Source organism: Rhizobium sp. P28RR-XV, assembly GCF_012641385.1.
Taxonomy (GTDB): Bacteria; Pseudomonadota; Alphaproteobacteria; order Rhizobiales; family Rhizobiaceae; genus Rhizobium.
In genome coordinates, this window is record NZ_JABAIG010000003.1 from 1 (window position 1) to 24,500 (window position 24,500).

The window sequence follows — 24,500 nt, forward strand, 5'->3', positions numbered from 1 at the left end:
AACAATCCTTCCCGCGCCCAAAAATACCCGCTGGACAAGCATCTCTACGCCCAGCGCCACCTGATCGAGTGCTGCTTCTCGAGACGCAAGCAGTTCCGCAGGGTCGCTACGCGCTTCGAAAAAACCGTCGAAAACTACCTCGCAGTCGTCACTATCGCAGCAATCGTCCTATGGATCAGATAACTGTCCACACTTCCTAGGGCGGGAGTTGAATCCTCGCTTCTGATTGGAGCAGTGCGTGCGCAAGGATACGCAAAGAACGAGCGTTCTTAGCCAATGCCTTTCGCCTCCTTGTCAGCGACGGTCGTGCCGAAATGAACGTGACATTGTTACGTCAAGCGCAAATCCACATGGGGGTGGAGCTTCTTGAGATTTGGCAGGGATTTCATCTGCCAGGGGATTTGCGACGAGCCGCATATGGTGAGGTGAATATTCGGATGCTTGCGAGCCTCGATGGTCAGTTTGGCAAGCAGATTGATGCCGGATGAGTTCAAAAACTGTAGGCCGGTCAGATCGAAAGTCGCTTTGCCGCCGCCTCCATGGAGGACATCCCTGGCCAGATCATAGACCGGCGCATAGGCATCGGGACCCGCCAGGCGCATGGTCCCGTCAAAATACAAGATACTGCCTTCGGACCAGACGCGGAATGCTTCTTCTTTGATTTCCATAAAGGGCCTCTTGCGGGTTCACGCCGATGAAATCGCCATCGCGGCATAGGTTTGCAGCTCGATCCGCTTGTGCGGACCATGCTCATCGAAATGCCAGGCCAATTGAACCTGGTAGTCGCTCATCAACGTCAACAGTCCTAACCCGGACGCATTGTCGCCTGCAAGGACACTTGCCTCAATCTGCTCTATAAGGAGATCGCCGGGATCGCCGGCCGTTACCTTCTGCAATAGTTGCTGGAAGCGGGCAGTCGCTTCGCGGTCGATCAGGTTCACGATCCGCATCCTGAAATGATGGGTATCCAGCAGAGCCTCGATAAGGATTTCTCCCGAGGCGCGGAACTTGATGGAATTTTCGATAAGCTCGTTGGTCAGGTAACCGATATCGTGCCGCACCGTCTTGTATTGGCGCTCGGAAGCGCGGAAACCGAGCGCCATCGTCTCCGCGATAAAGTCGGATGTCATGGCCGAATGGCGCCATGCCAGATGAAGCGGACCGTCGAACAGGCGAATGCGAAGGGCATTGGCGAGGTCGAACGAGACCAGATGTTCCTTGCCGAAAGTTGCTGTTGTCATCTCCTCACCTGTGCCGCATCACCACAAGGGTAATATCGTCATGGATCTTGTGGGTTCCGATATAGGTCATCAAATCATCGAGTATGCCCTCGATGACTTCTTCCGCGGTGCCGCCGTGCAGGCGGCGGGCGTCCTCCAAAAGCCTATCGAAGCCGAACAGCTCGCCCTTTGAATTCTCCGCTTCAGTGACGCCGTCGGTATGTAGGACAACCATGTCGCCTTTCTCGAAGGGCACTTGCCGCGTATCGATAAAGGGAGCTATGTCAGGCTCAAGGCCAACCGGAAGACCGAGATCGCCTGTGTCTATCCGCTCCACCTTTCCGTCCTGGCGAATAATGATCATGTCTTCGTGCTGACCGGATATCGTCAATCTCTCGCCGTCATAGTCGAGGAACGACAAGGTAATATGCTTGTCCGTCTGTGTCCGTTCGATGTTCTTAAAGATTGTACGGTTGAGATCGGTCAGGAATTTTGCCGGGTCCATCTCGCCCGCCTCCTGCAAGGCGCGGGCGATCGATTGCACCATCAGCATCAGCACACCGCTCTCCAGCCCGTGGCCGGTCACGTCGCCGATGCCGATCTTCAGGTTGTTTCCGTTCTCCAGAACATCATAATAGTCGCCGCCGACTTCATCGGCCGGGCGCATATATGCGGCTATCTCCAGATGCTTGATCGCCGTCAGCTCCTTGGCCCGCGGCAGGACCATGAGCTGGATCCGCCTGGCGACATTGAGCTCCGCACCCAGCCGCAGGTTTTCGTTCTTCAATTGGCTGTTGAGGGTTGAAATCTCTTCCTTGGCCGCCTCGATCTCCTGGGTTCGGTCCGAAACGAGCTTTTCGAGGTTTTCGGTGTGGAAGCTGATATCCTCCGCCATCCGGTTGAATGCGATGCCGGCATCCGCCACTTCGTCCCTGGTCGAGATATCGACCCTGACCGAATAATCCTTCGCCTGTATGCGTTTGGCGGCGCTCGCCAGCGCGCTGATGCCGCTGGTGACGCGCTTCGAGGCAGCAAACACCGCCGCCGTGACGATCAGCAGGGACACCAGGACCGCCATGATCTGATAGAGCAGGATGCGGTTGGTCGCCCGCGATATCTCATCCTTGGCGGCAATGAGCGAAGCATAGATCTCACGCTCGGGCACCACGATCCCGAGCGACATGACCTCGCGTTGGACCGGTCCATCCACCCAAAGATTGGTCGGGCGCAACTGCTTGACAACCACGAGATAGGGTACGTCCTCTCCCTTTTCGCTGAGGGAGATATGCTGGATCGCACCATCGGCATCGAGCGGCAGCTTGGTGATGGCCGTTTGCGCGCTATGGCGTAGCGATCGATCGACGCCGGTAACACCCTTGGCGGCAGCATCGTTGGCGGCACGCAAGCCGATGACTTTCTCGCCCACAGGATTGATTGCGACAACGTTTCCATTCGACATGGCAAGGAAACCGAAGCCGGTCTGGGCGACTTTGACGTGCTCAACGATTTCAGCAAGCTGCGTCAGAGTAATATCGGCGCCTGCGGCACCGGCCACATGATGTCGATCCGCCGTCCAGAGCGGATGGAAAAAACTGACGATCAGCTTGCCGGTGATGGCATCAGTATAAGGAGCGGTCTGGGTAATGTAATCGGCGACGGGCCTCGACGAGGGGTCGGCGGCCCATTGCTGCCAGGATTCGTAGAGCCCTGGAAAGAAGAAGGTCCAGAAGTCCGCGTTGTTATGCCCGGGATAGAGTTTGTCGAAAGTCTGCGCTTGCGTGGTATAGGGCGCAGTCCGGAATACGGGCCGCTCTCTCGGACCAATATAGTACATCTGTAATTTCGATGCGCCATTCAGCAGCAGCGACGGCGCCACGAGATTAAGCACGGCACTCCATTCGATATCAGCCTGCACCTGCGGCAGCGGTCGATGGTCTTTGTCGAGCAGATAACCCCAGACGCTGACGACAGAAGGCGTGCCGGGAGGATTTTGCGCCCATCCGCCGGCAGCGTCATATGCCACCGTGACTGCGTCGGGAGAAGACTTGGCTATGGCGCTACCTACGCTCCCACTTCTTGCCGGGTTGTCGATCTGTCCCTGAAGCACGCCTGCCAGCGCCTTTACGTCGGAATGGACCTGGTCGATCAGCAAACCGACCTCGGCGGCGGTCGAATCCGCATAGGAGCGAATATAATTCTGGCTCGCCTTCTCCAGACCCTGTCCCACTTCCGTCGTGGCGTTGCGCGAAAGGCGCTGCACGTTCCACAGCGCAAGGCCGCCGCTGACGAGCAGATCGAAAAGAACAGCTCCGCCAACGACGAGCAGAAATTTGGCGCGAAATGAGCGCAGTCCGAGCCGTTGCTTGGCAATTGGCCTATCTGTCATAGCGGTTTCTGTCCCGAAGAAGCCCAGATCGGCCAGCCGGCATAGCCTCTTGGATGGAGCGCGGCAAAAATATGATCGGCGAAACCTTGCTTGAATCGCTCGATGAATGCGGCCGAATCCCCCCTTCTGACCGCCATTTCATCTGCATAGACATTCTGCCATGCGGTGATGATGTCGGCGAAATCCTGTGGATCACCATCGAGATTGGTAACCATGAAGCTTTCCATCCGCACATCCTTGAAGCCAGCATCCAGCAGCATGCGGCGGCCCTTGGGACCCATTTCGACATCCATATCGAAGTGAGCGAACAGCTTTGCGACCTCGTTATAGGTCCATTGGATGCTGTCAGCTCTGGGTTCTCCAAGACAATGGGAGTTCTTCTCGTTGGTGATGTAGACCCTGCCACCCGGCTTGCATATGCGATAGAGCTCCCGAAGCAGAACATCCGGACGGTCGAAGATCTGCAGTGAGTGCCTGCAGGTCACGAAATCGAACTGATCGCTGTCGAACAGCATCTGGGATGCATCGCCATAGGTATATTCGATGTCCTGGACGTCGAAGTCGGCTGCGACCTTGCGGGCATATTCCAGGCTGGGCACCGAATGGTCGAGAGCAACGATTCGCGCCGGCTTGAAATCCTTTCGCAACAGCATGGCGAAATCGCCGATGCCGCAGCAGATGTCGGCGATATGCAAACCCTCGCGAAGGCCGTGCCGCGGCAGTATCTCGCGCTCGTGCCGCCAGGTCATTTTTGTCTGGGTCCGCAGGATCGGTATGAAGCTCTGGCTCTCTACGAATGTCTGGCCCGGGTAGAAGGCGGAATCGTAGATCTCGACGATGATGTTCGGTGACAGATCGCTCAAATGGCGAAACAGTCGCGACGACCATGCAACGACGCTCGAAGCGATAACAGTCAGCTTGAGATCCGGCCTGGACCGCGTGGCATCGAGGAGTACATGCGTCAGGGCGCGGAACGCGGTATTGTTCATGTGGGCGACGCGCTTCAGATTGATGTAGCAGACGCCGTTCACCGTCTCGATGCCGTTGCGCAGCAGAGCGAGATCATCGGCAAGCTCCGCGACCGAATGCGGCCTAAGGACTCCCGATAGGGAGAATTCCTGGTTGTTGGCATCGAATTGCGCCGTGAAGCGGCCCGAGGAGTTGTTGCTCAATTGAGTAGCCTTTCGAGCGCGAGATCCACCACGAAAGTCATCATTCCAGTACCCAGACCGGACAGTTCGATGTTGGCGTCGTAATTCACTGCTAGGCCAAGAAGGATTGCATGCTCGGCACGCGCGGCGTCATCGGTGATGACATCGAGATAGTTTGCAAGCGCCTGCCCGTCTCCAATGCGCTCGACGATTGTCTCATATGACTTGCGTTGCTCGGCGGAGCAGGGAAAGGTCAATTCGATCCGTTCGGTTGAGCCGTTTCGGTAGAAGCGGCAAGTAAGACCGCCGTCGCTCTCCCTGGTGTGGAACGACATCTCGAAGAGCTCGTTCAGGGCCGCCGAAAGCAGATTGGCATGACGGATGGGATCGTGGCGATCGTGGCTCACCATGCGGGCCACATAAGCGGCGCATTGGTCGCAATGCGACCAATCTGCCACCAGGGTCGCCATCTCCATCTCCAGTTCAAGCAATGGCTTGAAAGCCGCGTCCACTTGCACCTCCATCATACCCCTTCAAGAAATTCCCGAATGAAATGTGCTTCAGAAACTCATGGACTGGCGCGAAATTCGTCGAGTGTCGCGGCCGGCTGAGTGCGGGTACCCCGCCTTATGAAATCATCAAGCTTGTCGGCGGCGAGCGGGGGACTGATGGAGTAGCCCTGCAAGCGGTCGCAGCCCTCCTCCTGGAGCCAGGCGGCCTGCTGCTGCGTTTCGACACCCTCGGCGGTCACCCGCATGTCCAGACCGTGGGCGAGGCCGATCACGGAGCGCACAATGGTTTGGCTTTTGGTGTCCTGCACAAGATCCCTGATGAAATAGCGATCGATCTTGATCGTATCGAAGGGAAAGTTCTTGAGATAGCTGAGCGAAGAATATTCCGTGCCGAAATCATCGAGGGAAATCTGAATGCCAAGTACGTTAAGCGTGTTCAGCGTGTCCAGATTGTTGGTCGTCCGCTCGAGAAGCACGCCTTCGGTGATTTCCAGCTCCAGGCGCTCGGCCGGAAATCCGACGATATCGAGCGTTTGAGAGATACGATCGGTCAGGCCGGGCGTCAGGAACTCCGCCGGAGAAAGGTTGACCGCAAGCGTATAGTGCGCCGGCCATGCGAGGGCTTCGCGGCAGGCTTCTTCCAGCATCCACTGACCGATTTCGCGCATGAGACCATCGGCTTCGGCCATGGGAATGAATGCCGCCGGCGGAATGATTCCGAGGGTCGGATGCCGCCAGCGCAGCAGTCCCTCGAAGCCGACCACATTGGACGGAGGCTCCACCAGCGGCTGATATTCGATGAAGAACTCGTCGCGCTGCAGCGCCACGCGCAGGCTGCGCCGCAACAGCTCCCTTTGTTCGACCACGATCAGCATGGCCGGATCGAAAGTCCGCGCTCGCCGTCGTCCCTCTTTCTTGGCGGCATAAAGGGCGACATCGGCAGCCTTCATCAGCTGTTCCCCCTCATTGCCGTCGCGCGGCGCAATTGCGACCCCCACACTGACGCCGACGAAGAGAGAGATGCCGTTGACCGTGAACGGCTTCTTGAATTCCGCAACCAGTGCGTCCGCCAGTTTTGCTGCCTCGAAGACCCGCTGCGGGCCGATCTGGATAATGGCGAATTCATCGCCGGCGAGACGGTAGACCGTTCCGTCCCGGCCGAGCGCTTCCTTGATTCTTTCAGCGGCGAGTTTCAGCACGATGTCGCCGGCGCCGTGGCCAAGTGTATCGTTGACGGGCTTGAAGTCATCGAGGTCGAGCTGCATCAGCACCGGCCCGGTCTTGCCGCTCGCCGGAAGCAGTTGTGCCAGTGCCGCGCTGAATTGGCGGCGATTGGGTAATCCGGTCAGGACATCGTGCGTTGCCTGATGGATGAGCCGCGCTTTTTCATTGTCTTCGGACGGCGGGCTCCCATTCGTGGCTGCTCCGTTGGTTTCGACAACCAGAAGTCCCACTCGGATATAGGAGAAGAGGAAGTTGCATTTTCCCCGCCTCGGATCGTCAAGCTGGATCGCGCGGGGCTCGCTGGTAGCGATTACCTGACGAATGAGCTTGGCAAGCGCCGGTTTTGCAAGTGCCGGATAGGCCTCCCACAATGTTACCTCGTTCCGGGACAGAAGACCGATATGCTCTTTAAATCTCTTGGAGGAATCAAGCAGTTTGAGATCGAGATCCCAAAGCGAAATCATAGCCTCTAAACCGTTGTCGGATTCGGACTCATATGGAATTCGCTGCGGCCGATCCACTCGGTTCTCGGGCATATGGCCTCGTCCTCCCAAGCCGGCCACATAAAATCCGGCCATTGTCCAGTTTGAACTGATCCGTTCACATCGGAGTATGCGAATTAACAATCGCAGTCTCATCGAGCGTACGGGCGCAAGTCGCAACCGCTTTAAGCGAATATATTACGAGACCTTCATATTTAGCAATGATTGCTATGACATATCCAATTAAAAGGATGGCTAGCGGTATCGGCCTGTTTCGTTGCCGTGTACAGAATAGTTGCGCTATTGCATGAAATATTGCCTTGGTTGTAGATTTTTTCACAGGACAGGTCCGTCGACCCGTCTCGTATACTTACCGAAATTCATCGCCACGATCGCCGATTCGGCTCTGTCCCTGGCGATATTGCAGCGCGGCTGGATCGTCGCTCTGCGATTGTTTCGGTGCTTTGATTGGAAATCCTACGCGAGGCGGGTCGCGCGCTTTACCGAGCGAATGATAGCGGACGCAACACTGCCTGTCTGCGATCCTCTGATCTATTGGGTGACGTCGTGGCGCACTATCCATGACACGAACGCGTCCAACAGCACGGGGTCGAACTGTCCGGTTGACCTGAGCATCGCATCGATTGCTTCGCGGGGGGACCATGCCGTCTTATATGGCCTTATGGTCGTAAGAGCGTCATACACATCGCAGATTGCAGCGATGCGTGCGACCTCAGGGATTTCGGCTCCGACAAGCCCGTATGGATAGCCGGAGCCATCGAACCTCTCATGGTGATAGAGACAAACGTCCAGAACGGCTTTCGGTATATCCTCGATTTGCCTGAGCATCTCGTGGCCCAATTCCGGATGTTTCCGGATAAGCGCGAACTCGGCGGTGTCCAGCGGGCCAGATCTCTCCAGAAGCTTAGGCGACAAAGCCATTTTTCCGATGTCGTGTAGCAACCCGCCGAAACCGAGAAGGCTCACCGCATCTTCGTTCAATGCCAAACTCCGGCCGAATGCAATCATCGATGCGCTCACGGCCAACGAATGAAGAAGAGTTCCCTCCTGACCGCTTTCGGGTTTTTCGGCACCGATTAATGCGACAACCTCGACCGAGGACCGCGACATAAGCTTTCCTATCACTCTGCCGGCAGAATCATACCGGATGTCGCGGCAACGCCGCGCCCGGTTAAAAAGATGTCGAACGTCCGGTATTGCTTCTTTGATCAGCCGCTTGGCCAGCCTGACCTGCTCTGCTCGGTAGGGTGATTTGAAGTCGGCATCGTTTCCAAGAGCGGTTGACCTCATCGGCCTTAGAACATCCGCGCCACTATCCGCATCTTGCCTTGCGTCAATCCATACTGTCGGCTTGATATCCACGCGAGATGGCCTTGGGAAATGGTCAATCCCGCTGAAAACCTCATCCGCAGAGCATTCTCGCTCTCCTGCGAAGTTTTTCGTATTCAGCTGATGTAATCCGACTTTCTCTATCACTGGAATTGCCTGCCAGCCGTAAAAATACTGAATGCGTCAATAACTATTATTCGCGAGCAACAAGCCGAGAATCGATTGATTCTAACAACAATTATCTCTAATGTCGCGCCAAAATTTGAGATATATCATTCAATATGACTGAAATCATCGATCTGCTTCTAAATTCAATCGATGGTTATATATTTTAATACTATTGATTTTTGAAATCTTAGTGAGAAATAACGAATATAAACTTGAAAATATACCTTGCAATCTGATAGATCCTGAAATTAACCGACGAATTTTGTGCAACTCGATCGGGAACCCGCTTCGAAATTCGCGGAGCCATTTGCTGCTTCATCACCAATCCATCTAGAATGCCGAGTTTATTGGAAGCGGTGAGGTCCGCTAGCGTCTCATCCACTTTCCGCCGCTCGCGCGCGGAAAGCACTTGGCATGATGCCCTCTGGAAAGACGGTACCGCGCCATCTGCCAACGGATGTTTTCATGACTATGCTGAATTTCTGCAACAGAGCCTCATGTCCGCCGACGAAATTGAGTTTGTTCTTGCACTGTCCATTGGATGGTCGCTAAGTCACGTGACCATGGCTGCAAGCTTTTGGCGGACGAGCAAGCCTGCCAGATAGAATTCGAGAATCGAAGGTAATTCAATGACCGGACAACTTTCTCTCCCTCGTGATCGGATTTCCGTCCTTCTGTTGGAAGGCATCAGCCAGAGCGCGGTGGACTACTTTTCGTCGTCCGGCTACGTCAATCTCATACATTTGCCCAAGGCCCTGGATGACAAGGATCTCAAAAGTCATATAGCCGAAGCCCATATTGTCGGAATTCGTTCACGCACACAGCTTACGGAGGAAATTTTCAGCTCCGCCAAGAAGCTGATGGCCGTCGGCTGTTTTTCCGTGGGGACAAATCAGGTCGATCTGGATGCAGCCCGCCGACGCGGGATTCCCGTGTTCAACGCTCCTTATTCGAATACGCGCTCGGTCGCCGAGCTCGTGATCGGTGAGATCATCATGCTGACCAGGCGGATTTTCCCGCGTTCGGCTTCCGCTCATGTCGGCGGATGGGACAAATCCGCCGAAGGCAGTCGTGAGACGCGCGGGAAAACGCTGGGCATCGTGGGCTACGGCAACATCGGTTCTCAGCTCAGCGTTCTTGCGGAAAGCATGGGTATGAACGTTCGCTATTTTGATCCTTCGGACAAGCTTCGCCACGGCAATTCGGAATCCATGGCTTCGCTCGGTGAGCTTCTCGAAATCTCGGACTTCGTGACGATGCATGTTCCGGAGACCAGTTCGACGCAAAACATGATCACCGAGGCCGAGCTGCGCAGAATGAAAAAGGGAGCCTTTTTCATCAACAATTCCCGTGGCACGGTGGTCGATCTTGAAGCGCTTGCCAAGGCTTTGAAAGAAGGACATCTCGCGGGCGCGGCCGTGGACGTGTTCCCGAGGGAGCCCGCATCCAACAAGGAACGCTTCGAAACGCCGCTGCAGGGTTTGGATAACGTTATTCTGACGCCGCATATCGGCGGATCGACCGAAGAAGCCCAGGAGCGCATTGGAAGGGAAGTCTCCAGGAAGCTTGTCGAGTATTCCGATGTCGGCTCGACGCTGGGCGCGGTCAATTTTCCCCAGGTTCAACTGCCGCCGCGGCCAAACGGCACGCGCTTCATCCATGTTCATGAAAACCGCCCGGGCATTCTGAACAGTCTGAATACGATTTTTTCGTCGCGCGGACTGAATATCGTCGGCGAGTTCCTGCAGACGTACGGCGAAACGGGTTATGTGGTCATTGAAGTCGAAGGCGTTGGCCAGAGAGCCAATGATATACTTGACGCGCTTCGCCAGCTCCCAGGAACGATACGAGCTCGATTGGTTTACTGACAGCAGCAGGAAATCGCCATTCCCCAAGTGTTCTCGCGTAGTTTTATCGCCGAACTGGTGGAGAGTTCATCGGAACGATTGTCGGAATCATGGAAGCCGAAACGGTCATTTTGCCTGATAAAATGATCGTCCGGAAGTCAATCGCATGATGTCTTGATCGCCTATGGCGGCGTGCGAAGGTCCTTCTAGGCAAGTACGAATTTTCAGGCTCTAGCGTCCTTTGCCGATATAAGCCGCAAGCTCGTCAGGCGTCCCTTGAGGGAAAGCTTCTTTCAGAAAATCGAGAAACGCCGAGACGCGCGCACCGAGCAACCGCCGCGAAGGATACAGTGCCCACAAAGCAATGTCGGGTCCGTCGATCTCGCCCCATTGGACGAGTGTGCCGTCGGCGAGATCGTGGCTTACCAGTGAAACGGGAAGACGTCCCGCTCCCACGCCTGCCCTCACTGCATCCCGGACCATGATAAGCGACGACAACGTGAGGACGGGCTCGATGTTGATTGTCGGCCGGCCATCGGCGGTCCTGACCTCCCATGTCTGCCGGTCGCTTGCTCCCCGCAGGACACCCGGCACGGGAAGATCGCCCGTCGGCAGGAGAAGATCGGGACTAGCCACGACAACCAGCCGATCGCGCAGAAAAATTCGCCCAACCAGTGTCTCATCTGGATTCGGATTGACCCGGATGACCAGATCATAGCCTTCCTCGATCATATCGACTGCCCGGTCCTCGGTGGTTACTTCCAGCCTCACCTCCGGATACTTGAGGGCAAACCCGGCTGCAATTTTGCCCATCGCAGTCTGAGAGAACAACAAGGGCGCGCTGATCCGCAATCGCCCCTTCGGCTTGTCGCTGCCGGACGCAATCGCCGAGGCAGTTTCATCCAGCTCGGCAAGCAAAACGCCTGTCCGCTCGAACAGTGCCCGTCCTTCCTCCGTAAGCTTCAGGTTGCGGGCTCCCCGCTCAAACAGGCGCAGGTCGAGGCTGCTTTCCAATTCCGCGACACGTCGCGACAAGGTCGCTTTCGGCCGGCCGGTGGCGCGCGCCGCTTTGCCGAAGCCACCATGACGAGCGACGAGATTGAAATCAGCAAGAGCAAGAAGATCCATGATCTGTTTCACCTGTGAGACGGTCTGTCCAAAATCGGCATCTGGTGGCCCTTTGATGGGCCGATCATATTCCGGATGTCAAGCAACCCAACCCGGAGAAAATATCATGACCATTCTCGTTACAGGTGCCACCGGCCGTGTCGGCCGCCATGTGGTCGACCAACTCGTCAAGCGTAGCGCAAGCGTGCGCGTCCTCACTCGCGACCCCTCAAAGGCCGAGTTCCCGGCCGGCGTGGAAGTCGCGCAGGGCGAGCTCCTCGACATCGAAGCGTTGCGCAAAGCGTTCACCGGCATCAGCACCCTGTTCCTCCTCAATGCGGTCACGGGGGACGAGTTCACCCAGGCAATCATCGCTCTGAACATCGCACGCGAGTCAGGCGTCGATCGGGTCGTCTATCTGTCGGTCATCCACGCCGACCGCTTCGTCAACGTTCCACACTTCGCGGTGAAGTCCGGGGCCGAGCGGATGATCGAGCAGATGGACTTCAGCGCTACGATCCTGCGTCCGTCCTACTTCATCGACAACGAACTCATGATCAAGGACGTCATCTTCAACCACGGTGTCTATCCGATGCCGATCGGCGGCAAGGGCGTCGCCATGGTCGACGCCAGCGACATTGGTGAAGTCGCAGCCATTGAGCTGATCCGTCGGGATCAGGCGTCCGGCAAGCTGCCGATCGAAACGATCAATCTGGTCGGCCCCGATACGCTGACAGGATCAGACGTTGCGGCGATCTGGTCTGATGTCCTGGGACGCCCGGTCGCCTATGGCGGCGATGACCCCAGCGGGTTCGAGCAGAATCTCGCAACCTTCATGCCAAAGTGGATGGCGTACGAGATGCGCTTGATGGCCGAGCGCTATGTCAGCGACGGCATGATCCCGGAGACCGGCGACGTCGAGCGCCTGACGAAACTTCTCGGCCGTCCGCTGCACTCCTATCGCCATTTCGCAACCGAGACCGCCTCCAGATCCTGATGCCAGGTCAACCTCATGACGGCCGGGCTCCGATATTCACCAGAACCCCAAACAGGGCGACCTCTTGAGGAGGCGCCCTGCCCTTCACGCGGAAGAAAGCCATGACTGCGCTTACCCATCAAAGCTCTCCAGCCAACCCCGCAAGGATACTCATCCTGAGAGCGACTGGCCGCCTGATCGTCGACCAGGCCGTGTATGAAGGAGGGCAGCGCTACAGGTTGTTAGCCCGCGGATTTTGTCCCACCACCTGCTCCGCATCGACGGGCACTTCAACCAAGATGGATGAGTGACCAGCGCTGTAGCTTTCGCGCATGATCTCGGCCAGATTGCTCAGATCCGGCATCAGCTTGCGGCTTGACCAGCCGCATGCGCGCGCCATCGATCCAAAGTCGATGCGGTGTAGATCGCTGTGGTAGCGGGAGGATGAATAGTCGGGAATGACCACGGGCAGGCCCTGCACCATGATGCCGAGTGCGCCGTTGTCCAGCACGAACAGGACAATTCCCAATGATCGCGCTTCGGCCAGGCAACCAGCAATCAACCGGAAGCATCCATCGCCCGTAAAAGCGAAGACCGTCGCGTCCGGTTTTGCAAGCTTTGCGCCGATTGCCGTGCCGAAAGCTCCGCCCATTGCCGAACCGCGATAAAGCGAATGGAAGCGGACGTTCGGATGCGGGCGCTGCGTGACATACTGACGATCTTTGTAGGCAAGGCACACATCATCGAATGCAATGCTTCCCGGCAGCCATAGACGATCGAGCTCCTGATAAAATCGGGCGATATCGATTGTCCCGGTGCGTGGTGGCATGATCTCGCGGTCATTGAGATCAGCCACAAAAGCCGGTGCCGGGGGTCGCGGCGGTCTGATATCCTCGAGCCGGCCGATCGCCTCGCTCAGAACCAGATCGATTGGCCCTCGAACATCGAAATATTCCCCGCGCACACGATGCCGAAACTCACCCCCAACGCCGCCGTATGGGGCGGTCAGATTGGTAAAATTCCAAGTCGTATGGGCCGGTATCTCTGAAAAATTAAGAGTATATTCGTCAGGGCAAAACCCGAGGGTAATGACAATATCGTCAGGACCGAGGCTTCTCCAGAGCTGCATTGCGCGATCGTTACCGCCGAAGCCCAGATAGCCGAAACCGAAGCTATTGTTGCGCGCCACCGCATTCGCCCCGTTTATGCTCCAGACAATTGGTGCCTGTAATGCTTTGCACAAACGTGTGGTGAGTAGAGGCATATTCGGATACATGGCCGCCTCTTCCCCAGCGAGCACAATCACCCGACGCCCAGCCGATTGCCGCGGGAATTCGGCCACGAAATGGCCGAGCGACTCCTGGTCGATCTTGTTCGGTTTATGGGCGTAGTCACCGTGCCAAAACGTATGGACCGGCTCAGACACCATCTTTCCAAGTGCCTCCGGTGGCATCAGAAGTGCGACGGGCGAGCCCTGATCGAGATGTTTGCGAGCCTGCTCAAGTTGTTCTACGAGATGGTCTGGATCGTCCAAGACGAATGTGCCTGAGGGTAGCTCGGCCTTCAACTGAGCCACGACACCGGCACCCTCCGGGCTCGTGTCCTGCAGCGGTGCACGGTATCGCGTATCTGCCGGACTGAGAGGAATGAGATAGATTGCGGGAATATTGTGCAATTTCGCATCACTCAGGCCACAGGTCAGCAACCGCGTTGCGGCTCCCGTCGTTGCGATGGCTGCACTGATTTTCCCGCTCGCCAGATAGTATCCCAGAGGAATGAAGCCCGCGACGTACTCTCCAATATTGAAAAAACCGGGAGTTCGGCCCTCTCGTCGGGGAGGACCATCGGCTCGAGATGTTTGAGCAAATGGATGACCCCTCCGCCGGTGACGCCGGCATAGTGGCGCACATGCCAGGTCGCAAGCGTATCGATCAGGAATTCATACCCTGTTTTCGGCTTGACTACCCGAACATCGTCTCCCGTTTCGACTGCAAGATTCACCGTCATTTGCGCGCCTCTTGGCTATGAGCTTCGTTCCTGAATTCTGCGAAGTATTGACGTGCGCTTCCCCAGACCGGTCAGGCCCTTAGGAAGCGCGGTGCCGACACACGGCCGATCCCGATTACATGTTCTGGAAGCAGAATTATGCGATGCGTTTTTCCTGGGAGAGCGCTTCCATACCCGCAACCGTCGCCAGAAGATCCTCATCGCAAAGCGATGCCTTTTGGTCGGCGATGTGCTTGAAGCGGGAGAAAGCAAGATCGAGATCGGCATCGGAGCCGAACTCGACGCCCAGCGAGCGCATGCACATGCGAAAACCGTTACGACCCGAATTCTTTCCGAGCACCAGCCGATACTCGTCGGCGCCGACCTCCGCCGCCGTCATGATCTGATAGGTCAACGGATTCTTCAACATGCCATCCTGGTGAATGCCGGATTGGTGCGAGAAGGCATTCTTGCCGACGATCGCCTTGTTAGGCTGCACAACGAAACCGGTGATCTCCGAGACGAGCCGGGAGGCAGCGGTCAAGCGGCGGGTTTCGACCGACGTCTGGCATCGGAAGAAATCCTCCCGTGTATGCAGTGCCATGACGATCTCCTCGAGCGACGCATTGCCGGCTCGCTCGCCAATGCCGTTGATCGTGCATTCGATCTGGCGCGCGCCCTGCCGGGTCGCTTCGAGCGAGTTGGAAACAGCCATGCCCAGATCATTGTGACAATGCGCTGAAAACACTGCCTTGTCAGCATTCGGTACGACATTGCGCAGATAGGTGAATAGCTTGCCGTATTCGTACGGCGTGGCGTAGCCGACCGTATCAGGCAGGCTGACCGTGGTCGCACCGGCTCTGATCACCTGTTCCACAAAGCGGGCGAGAAACTCCGGCTCCGACCGGCTCGCGTCCTCGCAGGAAAACTCGATATCCTCGGAATAGCGTCGCGCGTGAGCCACCGCGCGAACAGCATGTTCGAGCACGTTTTCCGGTGTCATTTGCAACTTGTATTTCATGTGAATGGGCGAGGTCGCCAGCACGATGTGGATACGAGACGACGCCGCGCCGGAAACCGCCTCCGCCGTCAGGTCGATGTCGCGCTCAACCGCGCGGCTCAGGCCGCAAATCGTACTGTCCTTGACGACGCGCGCTACGGCTTTGATCGCATCGAATTCGCCGGGACTGGAGACGGCAAAGCCGGCCTCGATCACGTCGACCTTCAGCCCTTCGAGCATAAGCGCGATCTCGACCTTTTCACCGGTGTCAAGGTTGATGCCGGGGCTTTGCTCGCCGTCCCGCAAGGTGGTGTCAAAGATAATGATCTTTTCAGTGTTCATGCGACTCTCCCGATCGATTGAAACATCGGCATTGCCGAATTCGTAAGGGTTAGCTGTATGCATTGCGCGCAAGTCAGCGATGATCGACGCTTCGGGCGCATTCATGCCAGCGACGAAATCCATCACGTGATGCAAGTCCTGTCAGGTCTGATTCAGTTTGGCCCTGGCTTTGCAAAATTGTGCATTTCCTGAAGTATGCGCCCCATGCCGATGGCTTGGCTTTCGCGCTGCTCGGCCATCCCGCCCGATAGCTGCGTCGGCTCCGGAACGGATGCAATATGGGCGCGCGATCGGAAGGGAGCTTCGTTCCCACCAGGGCGCTGCAGGCAAATAGATGGTCGATTTCCGTGCCGGTCAGGTGGCTGGCATATTGTCGATGCAAGGCAGCCCAGGCCGCATCGATTTTCGGAGCAAAGATTTCAAAACCTGAGAATTGAGTGTCCATAGCGCACCGAATGGTTACTATGGCGAGGATGGCTGCATTCGTGATGGCGGTATTTTAGAAAACTATGCACTATGTTTAGAAAATTACGGTTTTCTGCTTAGCCAGCGTCAGCTGTAGCCGCTTTGCCACACTGACTTCTGACAGCTGGTATCTCAATGATATGGCGAGGGCAGCGCCTGCCTCGGTTCGCGAGCGGGTTGGGACAGCGCGCACCTGTTTGTACGACCGGCATGAACTCAAAGCCATTCGTTGGTCGAAGCAGTCTGTGGTTGCAAATGGTGTCGGCGCCACTGTTTCAGGCAGAAGCAGCAGTAACGATCGATCGGTTCCTAAAAGCTGTATCATGGCAGCAATCTGTCATCTACAATCAGAATCAGGGATCGTCCAAGAGTTGCCGAAAATCCGCGAGAGATTTCATCTTATCATTGGCAATAGACAGCACGAAATCGACGTGTCAGATGTTGCACAGACTATCGACTGGAAGCGCTGTATGCAAATTCGCACGAACACAACACGTCGTAATATCAATCCGATGTCTCCCATCCTTGTTGCTGCGGCGCTGGTAGCCCAATGGATGATCGCTGTCAGCCCTGCGCGGGCGGCAGAAAGCGTTACCGTTCCTCCCTATCAACCAGTCGTTGGGACTGAGCGCCACTATCGCGTTCAAAAGACGACCGAAACCGACATGTCGCTTTGGTTCGACAAGCCGGAAGCATCTTCCGTTGTCATGCGTGGCGATTTTCGTCAATCGGCAACCGTCTTGTCGCGGGATGACAAGGGGATGCGGATGAGATGGAGGCTTTCCGCCGATATCCCACCGGACGCGACGGGCGCCGCGGATTCCTATCCAATGAACGCCATGTTTCGGAACTCGCTTGCCGCCTACGGTGTTGAGCAGTTGGAATTCGAGGCAGATCTGGGCGGGGCGCCGACGGCGCTTGTCGGCGCCGATCAGATCGTTGCCAATATGGAAAGGCTCCTAGCCACGCAAGCGCCAGGTGGTGCCGTGGTGCCAGATAGCGCAGCCTCTCGCATGCTCCAGACCGTCAAAACTGATCCTCTCGCGGTTATCGACGTTCTTGCGCCGGAAAGCATGACCGTTGCCCTTGGGCAGTCTTCCCAAGCTTTCACAACGGATATTGGACAGGAATGGACCGTTGCAGGAAATGAAGAGCTGAAGGGTACTCTCGTTCCGACAACCACCGTCTGGAAACTCGAGGCCTCCGATAACGCCGCGCAAACAGCCACGTTCAGCGCGAACGTAATCTACGATCCGGTTACTCTCCTGCAATCTCAGCAATCTTCGATCGAGGGCATGATAGCAAATTTCGGCGAGCGGGCGAAACAACTGACCGATGCGCAATTGGCGGAGGCCAGAAGCGCCGGGAAGTCGCGGACCGTAACCTATGTGATTTCCACGCGCGATGGCTCGACGATCGAGGTTCTGGAAAGCACAATCGCAGCTGTTGGCGGTGTGAAGATTACCGTGGCTACGCATATGTGGCGTGAGGATCAGCCACCTGTTCTGCCTGCACCGCATGGATGGAATGCCAACACCTTGTCAGGCCAACGCGTCGAGCCGTTACCCAAAAACAATGCGCAAGCGTCAATCGATCTGCGTCAGTATGGTACGGAGACCGAAGCTAATTCCATTCCCTCTCCCAACCAAGATGACGGCGACAAAACCTCCGCCGATAAAACCAAGGACATTGCGCCGATCTCGCTCAAGATCGCGAGTGCCAAAACCTTGGTCGACCCCGTTTCTTTCGGACCTGCAGTGGAAATCGTGTTGACGCCGGAAAGCGCCAAGGTCTTCGGGGATTTCACTCGTGCAGCTCTCGGGCAAAAGACACAGCTGCTGGTGGATGGAAAAGTCATCTTCGAGCCGGTCGTAAGGGAGCCGATTATGGGCGGCAGCGTCACCATCGGCGGCCTTGATTCAGCGCAAGCTCAGAAAATCGAGCAGCAATTGTCGTCTTCCGACGCCACGATCACCGTGCAGTTGGCGCCATAATCTTGCAATGTGGATTTCTTCCGATGTCTGATCACCGCTGTGTTCTCAGATGTCACACGGATCGAGCACGTCGTGTCGTGATGCCCAACAGCTCGCTTTTAGCGCTTGATGGGAATAGAACCGGCGGCCCGTAGATCATTTGATTTCTTCGCACGGTTGCGGGCAAGGGATCGATGCCTTCGGAATCGAGCCGTCAATCTGGCTACCGCGCTCCCGGCTTTGTCATAGCCGAGAACAATCATAGCACGGAGCGCGAGTTTCGGCGGCCCCGCTCCACTGACAACAATTTACAAGCAGCCGGGCATCCCGACTTATTTTGTTGCTCCCGCCGTCAGTCCCGTAATTAGCTTTCGTTGGAACAGCATGTAGGCAAGAATGAGCGGGCCGATGACGATAACCGCGCCTGCCGTCAACACGGGCGTATTCACCGTGTAGCGTCCCTGGAAAAACAACATCCCAATTGGGAGGGTGCGATAGTTGTCATCGTTGACAAGAACAAGCGGAATAAGAAACTCATTCCAAGTCCAGATGAATAGGAACAGCGCCAGTGTCGACATGGCGGGCAGCATCAACGGCACAATAACTCGCGACAATATATAAGTCCGCGATGCGCCATCCAGTACCGCGGCTTCTATTACCTCAGAGGGCAGCTGTTGCATCGCACTCGCCATGAACATGGTCGCAAAAGGCAGCGACATGGCAATTTGAGGAAGGATCAAGGCAGCATAGGTATTGATGAGGCCAACATAGCGTATTTCATAGTATAGCGGAATGATGAACGCCTCGGTCGGCACCATCATGCCAACAGTTAAAAGGACGAAAATGGTGCGCCTGAATGGGAAGGTCAGGAATGCGAACCCAAATCCCGTTAGTGTTCCCAGTATGATGCTGACCACTACCACGGGAAAAACAATCATGACTGAATTCAGGAAATAGACATTAAACCGGCCATCGATCCAAGCATTTGCGTAGTTTTCGAAATGCGGATAGGCCGGCAATACGAATGCGCCTTGCAGGAGATCGGTACGGCTCTTCAGAGAGGTGAGTATCAGAAGAACGAAAGGAATAACCGTCAGGACCGCAAACAGCCAAAGAACGATACGCGAGGGCAACACTGCATTCATCCCACGAGAAATTCGGCTCACGACGCGCTCCCTTCATTCACTGGCCGCACCAACCGGTGAACAGCGTAGTTGATGGTAAAGACCAGAATCGCACCTATGATGGCAACGGCTGAGGCATATCCATAACGGTTCAATTGAAAGCCAAGCTCGTACATATAAATATTGGGAACGAGGGTCGCGTTGGCCGGACCGCCCCGCGTCATCGTAAAGATAAGATCAAAACTCTTAATAGAGGAAATGATGGTAAGAAGGAGCGCGATGCGTATTTCGGGCAGAAGCAGGGGGAGTGTGATGAAGAAGAAAACCCTGCTCCCTTTGGCACCATCGACCCTCGCCGCTTCAAACAGCGATGGATCTATCCGCTGGATGCCAGAAAGAAACAAGACCATGCAGAAACCGAAGAAATACCAGCTTGCGACAAGGCCGACCGCCGGCAAGACAAAGGTGAAGTCGCCAAGCCAAGGTAAAGCGATCGAACCCAAGCCAATCAGCTTTAGTGCCTGGTTGATGGGGCCAAAAGCAGGGTTGTAAAGCCAGTGCCAAATGATGCCGAGGACGGCGGTAGGCATGATATAGGGCAAAAACAGCAGCGTACGTAGCGCGAACTGCTCGCGCTGCCTGAGCGTCCAGACCATCGCAGCAAATAAGAGACCGACGACAATCGGAATAACACAGTAAAACACCATGAAAAAAGCGTTATTTTTCAATGCTATATAGAAGGTTTCATCTGAAAGCGATTTTGCATAATTGCCAATCCCAATCCAGTTGGGTGGGCTGATCCCATTCCATTCAGTGAAACTGATACCGATTGCCGCGACAATAGGACCAAGGATAAGAGCAAAATAAAGCAGCAGACCGGGCAGAATATAAATGAGATTTCGGCTGGCTTTTGCGTCAAGTGGCGAGCGTTTCATGCACCATCTCGGAAATATGCCAGACGCCGAATTATGCCGCTCTGGCCGTGATCAGGATAGACGTACCGAAGTTTCCCGCCGCAGCTTCTCTTCAATGGATTAGTGCGGCGGGATTGGTATGGATGGTGGCAATCACTTGCTCTTCATATAGGCGGCGTAGTCCGTATCGAGCTTGCCGATCAGTTCCTCAGGCGTTTCCTTGTTCGCAAGCAACAGAGGCGTGTTTTCATCAAAGGTCTTGAGCATGGTTGGGCTCGCCCAATCGGGATAATGTCCAAGTGCGTTGTTATCATTCAACGACTTCCACATTGAGATGCCTTCTTTCAGAAGTGGGGAAGCGTTGACCCCGGCGTCTTCCGGAACCGGGGTTGCAGGCAGGTAGCCGGCATGAACCCAGGTAACGGACGCGTCCTTGGAAACCATATAGTTGATGTACTCGCCCGCAAGATCCTTCATTTTGTCATTCTTCGCCAGGCTCGTGATCGCCCAGGCAAGGTCGACGCCGCCAACCGAAAGCGGATGCTTGATGCCGGCGGGTGCCGGGATCGGCATGAAATGGATATCGGGATTGTTCTGCATCTCGCCAAAGTACCAGGTCCCCGAAATCAGAAAGGCCCCTTGGCCAGAGACAAAAAGCTGAACGGCATCATCACCCGAGATGCCCTGGTAACCATCGAAGAAATACCCATTTTTTGCCCAATTCTGGACAAGTCTGGCCGATTCCAGATTGCCGGGCGTATTCCAGGTGCCGCCGCGGCCGTAGATCAGGTCATCGAGCGCTTTTCGATCGGATGCATCGATATGCGCTTGACTGATCCCGGCCAGCATATGGAGCGCCAAGTGGCCCTTGGCCGTACCGATCGTGAGCGGTGCAGTACCTGCCGCCTTGACCTTATCCAAGGCTGCAAGGAAATCATCGAAGCTCTTGATCGGAAGTTCGACGCCAGCGGCTTTCAAAATCTTTTCATTGTAATAAAGGCCGACGATTTCGGCGAGCGACGAGATGCCGTAGGTCTCACCCACACCGAACTCGCCCTTGCTCGACCAGCGGTCACGCGCCACGAGACTATCGGACTGGTTTTTATCCCATCCGTATTTCTTGAGGTAGGTATCGACAGGAACGAGAAGGTTTTCCTTCACCATCGCACCCATCTCACCGGCTCCCTGGTTGACCTTAGTCACCACTGGCCCATCGCCGGACGAAACGGCGAGTTTAAGCGTAAGATTGAGATCCTGGAAATCGCGTACGGTGTGGTCAAGCTTAACGTCGGGATGCGCCTTCTGGAAATTGGCGTTGAGCTCGGTCATCACGGCGGCTCGCGACTCCGAATCGTGGTCGTCCCAAACCGTGAGCGTATCGGCAAAGGCAGTTGTCGATATGCCGAACCCCACAAAAACGGCGCCCGCCAAAATTCCTGCCTTCTTCAGAATGAATGCTGTATTGATGGAGATGAAATCGCTAAACATTGATTGGTTCCCTCTAGCTGCGTTTTGGCAGTTCCTATCGATTCCAACCGGCTGGTCTTAGTAAGACGCACCGAATGTCTTGCATCGTCAGGCCTTTACTGGTCCGACGAATTTCCTTATTCTTCTCATAAAGTCCGTGGGCTTTTGTCCCTAAGATGCAGTTCCTCAATTTTCTCAGTTTTACCGCCGCCTGACGTCAGTTCGCTTCGTGCAGCGGCCAGCAAATCGATGATGCCATGCCTCCTAAGATCGACAATTATTTCATCCGTCCGGCCACCGAGGACGACGTTGACGCCCTCTTCCATATTTGCCTGATGACGGCTGACGCCGGAGCCGACGCGAGCGCGCTTTACAGCGATCCGCGCCTTCCCGGTTACGTGTGGGCGGTGCCTTATCTCAAATTCGCTCCGGATTTTGCGTTCGTTCTCGCCGAAGGCGAGCGGGTCATAGGCTATGTCGTCGGGACGCCGGATACTGTCAGTTTTGACGAAGAGCTCGACAGGCATTGGTGGCCGCGTGTTCGGAACGAGATCGCTGGTCTGACACCCAGTGCTGCAAAAGACGCCGATGTTCTGGAGCGTATCGCCAACCCCCATAGCGGAACGTCGGGTCTTGAAACGACTTACCCTGCGCATCTTCATATCAATATTCTGCCTGAAGCCCAATCGGGTGGATGGGGACGCCTGATGATCGAGACCATGCTCAACAAGCTTTCGGGCCACGGCGTGCCTGCGGTCCATCTTGGCGTTAGTCCCGCAAACGAGCGCGCCAAGGGTTTTTACCGGCATCTCGGTTTCGAAGAACTCAGCCATAACGATCACCTTGCCTTCGTCATGAAATTGGATAAGCCGGCAGTCTAAACGGAAATCCTGCCCCCATCCGCTCATTACCTATTCTCCGCGTTCGCAGCCTCTAAGCCATATTTAAGGACAACAGCGGCTGGCATTGCGCTCCATCCCTGCAGCAGAGAGCCACGTCCGTACGGCGGCGAGAAATACTCGACCGCACCTGCCCAACCATTTGCCAAGCAGGCTTCCCACCAGCGTACAAGCGCATAACGCGCTCCACCGAGGCCGTGGCGTATTCTTTCTTCCGCATAGACGCCGTCCCAATAAGGCCAATCCGATCCATTGTGGTAACGGAAGGGGAAAGCGGTCTTCGATCTAACGTCACTTGCCCGTTTAAATGGTGGGAACGCGCAAAGGACTCCCCAATCGCCATAGGGCTGTTGCTTATTATTTCGAGCCTCCAAAGCCCCTTCCATCGCCTTTAGCAGGCCAGCGGCGCGCGTCGGCGAAATGGCCCCATAACGGGAGAGCGTCAGACTGTCGAGCACGAGATGATCCTCAGCAAATCCATCGGGGGTGATGAAATCGGCGTAACCATTTCTGCTTGGAACAAAAAGTTTGTTCTCGATCTCGGCGCGAGCGTGCTGCGCTGTTTCGCTTGCCTTCCGTGCTAGCGCAGGATCGTGCCCGGCTCCCAGTTTAGCCACGGCATCCAATGCCCCGACGAAAAGACCCAGATTATAGGAGACAAGGCCTTCCCGGTAGACATTGTCCGCCCAGTCCCTGTCATTTCGTGGCTTGAGCGGCAATACGCTACCAGGGCCTGCGAACCCCAGATATCGTTCAACGATGGCCGTAACAAGCGACCAGTGCAGCAGTACTTCTGTCGTATCCCCTGTGGCGTCCACATAGTCGGCGAGAAAGAGGATGAAGAAAAGCGGGCTGTCAAAATGGTCGCTCCACCAATCACCTGGGCGATTGTGGTGCTCCGGAACAGCCTTCCCGTGATATTTCTCGGGGTTTAGCTTGCAATCGAGAACGAAGCTCTGCCAGGCGCGCGATTGCGCCGGTCCGGTCAATATCACGCCGCTTGGCGCCTCTCCGTCAGGCTGGATTCCCTTGGCTAAAAGCCGAATTTCGTCGCGTACCGCTTCCGGCGCAAGCTTCAGTAGCAGTTGCATCGTCCAGTAGCCATCGCGATAATAGGTGCGTGCAGGTGCACTATAGGCCTGCCCCGCAGCCAAGCCGGCAAACGCACCATTCTCGTCCAGCCGTATGCTGGAAAGCGCGGCGTGCGCGCCTTGCATCACCATGCTGCGCATCACGGGATCTGCCTCGGGCGCGACATCGCAACGGGCTACATAACTCGCGGCCTCTGCTATGATAACATCGCTTGCAAGACTAAATGCAGCTTCAGCCTCCTCTTCGGAGGCGCCGGCAGCGACGCGGATATCGCCGTTACCGACCTCGACAATCATCGCACCCCAGCCGGTCACGACCGTATGGCGATTATTGCGTTTGACGATCTTGGCCCGCGGACTATCCTTGTCAGTCTCATGCCACCAAGCACAGCGACGAGCCGGATAGATTCCTTCCGCGCGGGCGTTGCGGATCAGAAGGACTGGCTTTGACTGGGCGACAAAGATGCCACCCGCTTCAGCGACGACTCTGTTTGGACCATAGACGTAAGGTCCGGCAAGCTTTGAAAAACGTATGCGCCCCAGACGACCGCTTCCCCAAAGAGCGAGATCAAGATACCCGTCGGGATGCACGTCCGCTTGCAGCCGAGGCGCCATAATCGGCAGGATGACCGGATGTTTGGTTATGATTTCGCCTTGGGACGTGGGGGTCATCATGGCAAATCAAGCGCCTTTCAATGCGCTGTGTCGATGGGATGACGAGTGAAATCCAGGCTGCGATATCCAGCACGCTTGCCGGCATGGAGCGCTATGAAGTCCGCAGCGAATGCAGGACTACATCTCCCATCCTTTGATCTC

20 protein-coding genes and 1 pseudogene are annotated in these 24,500 nt (G+C 56.0%); 5 read left to right on the forward strand and 16 right to left on the reverse strand.

Features of this window, described 5'->3' with window-relative positions; genetic code table 11:
* Window positions 1-183, forward strand: a pseudogene (locus HGP12_RS06910) (IS5/IS1182 family transposase); the annotation flags it as partial.
* 146 nt (window positions 184-329) lie between these two features.
* Here HGP12_RS06910 and HGP12_RS06915 read toward each other — a convergent pair.
* From HGP12_RS06915 to HGP12_RS33925, 7 genes are all read right to left on the reverse strand, one after another.
* A complete protein-coding gene (locus tag HGP12_RS06915) occupies window positions 330-668 on the reverse strand; it encodes a slr1659 superfamily regulator (protein ID WP_168839634.1) in 339 nt (112 codons plus the stop codon).
* 18 nt (window positions 669-686) lie between these two features.
* Complete coding sequence (locus tag HGP12_RS06920) at window positions 687-1,241, reverse strand: slr1658 superfamily regulator (protein ID WP_168839633.1); 555 nt, start codon at window positions 1,239-1,241, stop codon at window positions 687-689.
* Between the two features lie 4 nt (window positions 1,242-1,245).
* Window positions 1,246-3,606 carry a SpoIIE family protein phosphatase gene (locus HGP12_RS06925; protein WP_168839632.1) on the reverse strand — a complete coding sequence of 787 codons (2,361 nt, stop codon included), beginning with the start codon at window positions 3,604-3,606 and terminating at the stop codon, window positions 1,246-1,248.
* A complete protein-coding gene (locus HGP12_RS06930) occupies window positions 3,603-4,778 on the reverse strand; it encodes a class I SAM-dependent methyltransferase (RefSeq protein WP_168878693.1) in 1,176 nt (391 codons plus the stop codon). The genes HGP12_RS06925 and HGP12_RS06930 overlap by 4 nt, the downstream gene beginning before the upstream one ends.
* Window positions 4,775-5,284, reverse strand: a complete 510-nt coding sequence (locus tag HGP12_RS06935; protein ID WP_168839630.1) for a ubiquinone biosynthesis methyltransferase UbiE — start codon at window positions 5,282-5,284, stop codon at window positions 4,775-4,777. The genes HGP12_RS06930 and HGP12_RS06935 overlap by 4 nt, the downstream gene beginning before the upstream one ends.
* A 41-nt stretch (window positions 5,285-5,325) precedes the next feature.
* The gene (locus HGP12_RS06940) at window positions 5,326-7,029 is read right to left on the reverse strand and encodes a bifunctional diguanylate cyclase/phosphodiesterase (protein ID WP_168839629.1); all 1,704 of its coding nucleotides are present in this window, start codon (window positions 7,027-7,029) and stop codon (window positions 5,326-5,328) included.
* 498 nt (window positions 7,030-7,527) lie between these two features.
* Complete coding sequence (locus HGP12_RS33925; protein WP_312862857.1) at window positions 7,528-8,358, reverse strand: HD-GYP domain-containing protein; 831 nt, start codon at window positions 8,356-8,358, stop codon at window positions 7,528-7,530.
* 764 nt (window positions 8,359-9,122) lie between these two features.
* On the opposite strand from HGP12_RS33925, the gene serA reads away from it, so the two are divergent.
* Window positions 9,123-10,361 (forward strand): phosphoglycerate dehydrogenase, encoded by a 1,239-nt coding sequence (serA, locus tag HGP12_RS06950; RefSeq protein WP_168839628.1) that lies wholly within the window; start codon window positions 9,123-9,125, stop codon window positions 10,359-10,361.
* A gap of 210 nt (window positions 10,362-10,571) precedes the next feature.
* Here the strand turns inward: serA and HGP12_RS06955 are convergent, their stop codons facing one another.
* Entirely contained in the window at window positions 10,572-11,468 is an 897-nt protein-coding gene (locus HGP12_RS06955; RefSeq protein ID WP_168839627.1) for a LysR family transcriptional regulator, read from the reverse strand.
* A gap of 106 nt (window positions 11,469-11,574) precedes the next feature.
* On the opposite strand from HGP12_RS06955, the gene HGP12_RS06960 reads away from it, so the two are divergent.
* Window positions 11,575-12,444 carry an SDR family oxidoreductase gene (locus tag HGP12_RS06960; protein ID WP_168839626.1) on the forward strand — a complete coding sequence of 290 codons (870 nt, stop codon included), beginning with the start codon at window positions 11,575-11,577 and terminating at the stop codon, window positions 12,442-12,444.
* Between the two features lie 211 nt (window positions 12,445-12,655).
* Here HGP12_RS06960 and HGP12_RS06965 read toward each other — a convergent pair whose 3' ends face one another.
* From HGP12_RS06965 to HGP12_RS06975, 4 genes are all read right to left on the reverse strand, one after another.
* Window positions 12,656-14,128, reverse strand: coding sequence for a thiamine pyrophosphate-dependent enzyme (locus tag HGP12_RS06965; RefSeq protein ID WP_409526822.1), 1,473 nt, complete (start codon window positions 14,126-14,128; stop codon window positions 12,656-12,658).
* Window positions 14,122-14,430 (reverse strand): hypothetical protein, encoded by a 309-nt coding sequence (locus HGP12_RS33930; protein WP_246703275.1) that lies wholly within the window; start codon window positions 14,428-14,430, stop codon window positions 14,122-14,124. The genes HGP12_RS06965 and HGP12_RS33930 overlap by 7 nt, the downstream gene beginning before the upstream one ends.
* Before the next feature lie 136 nt (window positions 14,431-14,566).
* Complete coding sequence (locus HGP12_RS06970; RefSeq protein WP_168839625.1) at window positions 14,567-15,751, reverse strand: 2-isopropylmalate synthase; 1,185 nt, start codon at window positions 15,749-15,751, stop codon at window positions 14,567-14,569.
* Window positions 15,752-15,824: 73 nt separating this feature from the next.
* Complete coding sequence (locus HGP12_RS06975; RefSeq protein ID WP_168839624.1) at window positions 15,825-16,196, reverse strand: hypothetical protein; 372 nt, start codon at window positions 16,194-16,196, stop codon at window positions 15,825-15,827.
* Between the two features lie 217 nt (window positions 16,197-16,413).
* Between HGP12_RS06975 and HGP12_RS06980 the strand changes: the two genes are divergently transcribed.
* On the forward strand, window positions 16,414-18,210 hold the full coding sequence (locus tag HGP12_RS06980) for a SecDF P1 head subdomain-containing protein (protein WP_168839623.1): 1,797 nt from the start codon (window positions 16,414-16,416) through the stop codon (window positions 18,208-18,210).
* Window positions 18,211-18,521: 311 nt separating this feature from the next.
* Here HGP12_RS06980 and HGP12_RS06985 read toward each other — a convergent pair whose 3' ends face one another.
* The 3 genes from HGP12_RS06985 to HGP12_RS06995 form a co-directional block, all read right to left on the reverse strand.
* Window positions 18,522-19,355, reverse strand: coding sequence for a carbohydrate ABC transporter permease (locus HGP12_RS06985; RefSeq protein ID WP_409526821.1), 834 nt, complete (start codon window positions 19,353-19,355; stop codon window positions 18,522-18,524).
* Window positions 19,352-20,248: a carbohydrate ABC transporter permease gene (locus tag HGP12_RS06990; protein ID WP_168839622.1), complete on the reverse strand. Its 897-nt coding sequence runs from the start codon at window positions 20,246-20,248 to the stop codon at window positions 19,352-19,354. Before HGP12_RS06990 ends, HGP12_RS06985 begins: the two co-directional genes overlap by 4 nt.
* Window positions 20,249-20,380: 132 nt before the next feature.
* Window positions 20,381-21,715, reverse strand: coding sequence for an extracellular solute-binding protein (locus tag HGP12_RS06995; protein ID WP_168839621.1), 1,335 nt, complete (start codon window positions 21,713-21,715; stop codon window positions 20,381-20,383).
* Between the two features lie 236 nt (window positions 21,716-21,951).
* Here HGP12_RS06995 and HGP12_RS07000 point away from each other — a divergent pair, with 236 nt between their 5' ends.
* Entirely contained in the window at window positions 21,952-22,575 is a 624-nt protein-coding gene (locus HGP12_RS07000; RefSeq protein WP_168839620.1) for a GNAT family N-acetyltransferase, read from the forward strand.
* 26 nt (window positions 22,576-22,601) lie between these two features.
* Here HGP12_RS07000 and HGP12_RS07005 read toward each other — a convergent pair whose 3' ends face one another.
* Window positions 22,602-24,356, reverse strand: coding sequence for a glycogen debranching protein (locus HGP12_RS07005; protein WP_409526825.1), 1,755 nt, complete (start codon window positions 24,354-24,356; stop codon window positions 22,602-22,604).
* Window positions 24,357-24,500: the final 144 nt, after the last annotated feature.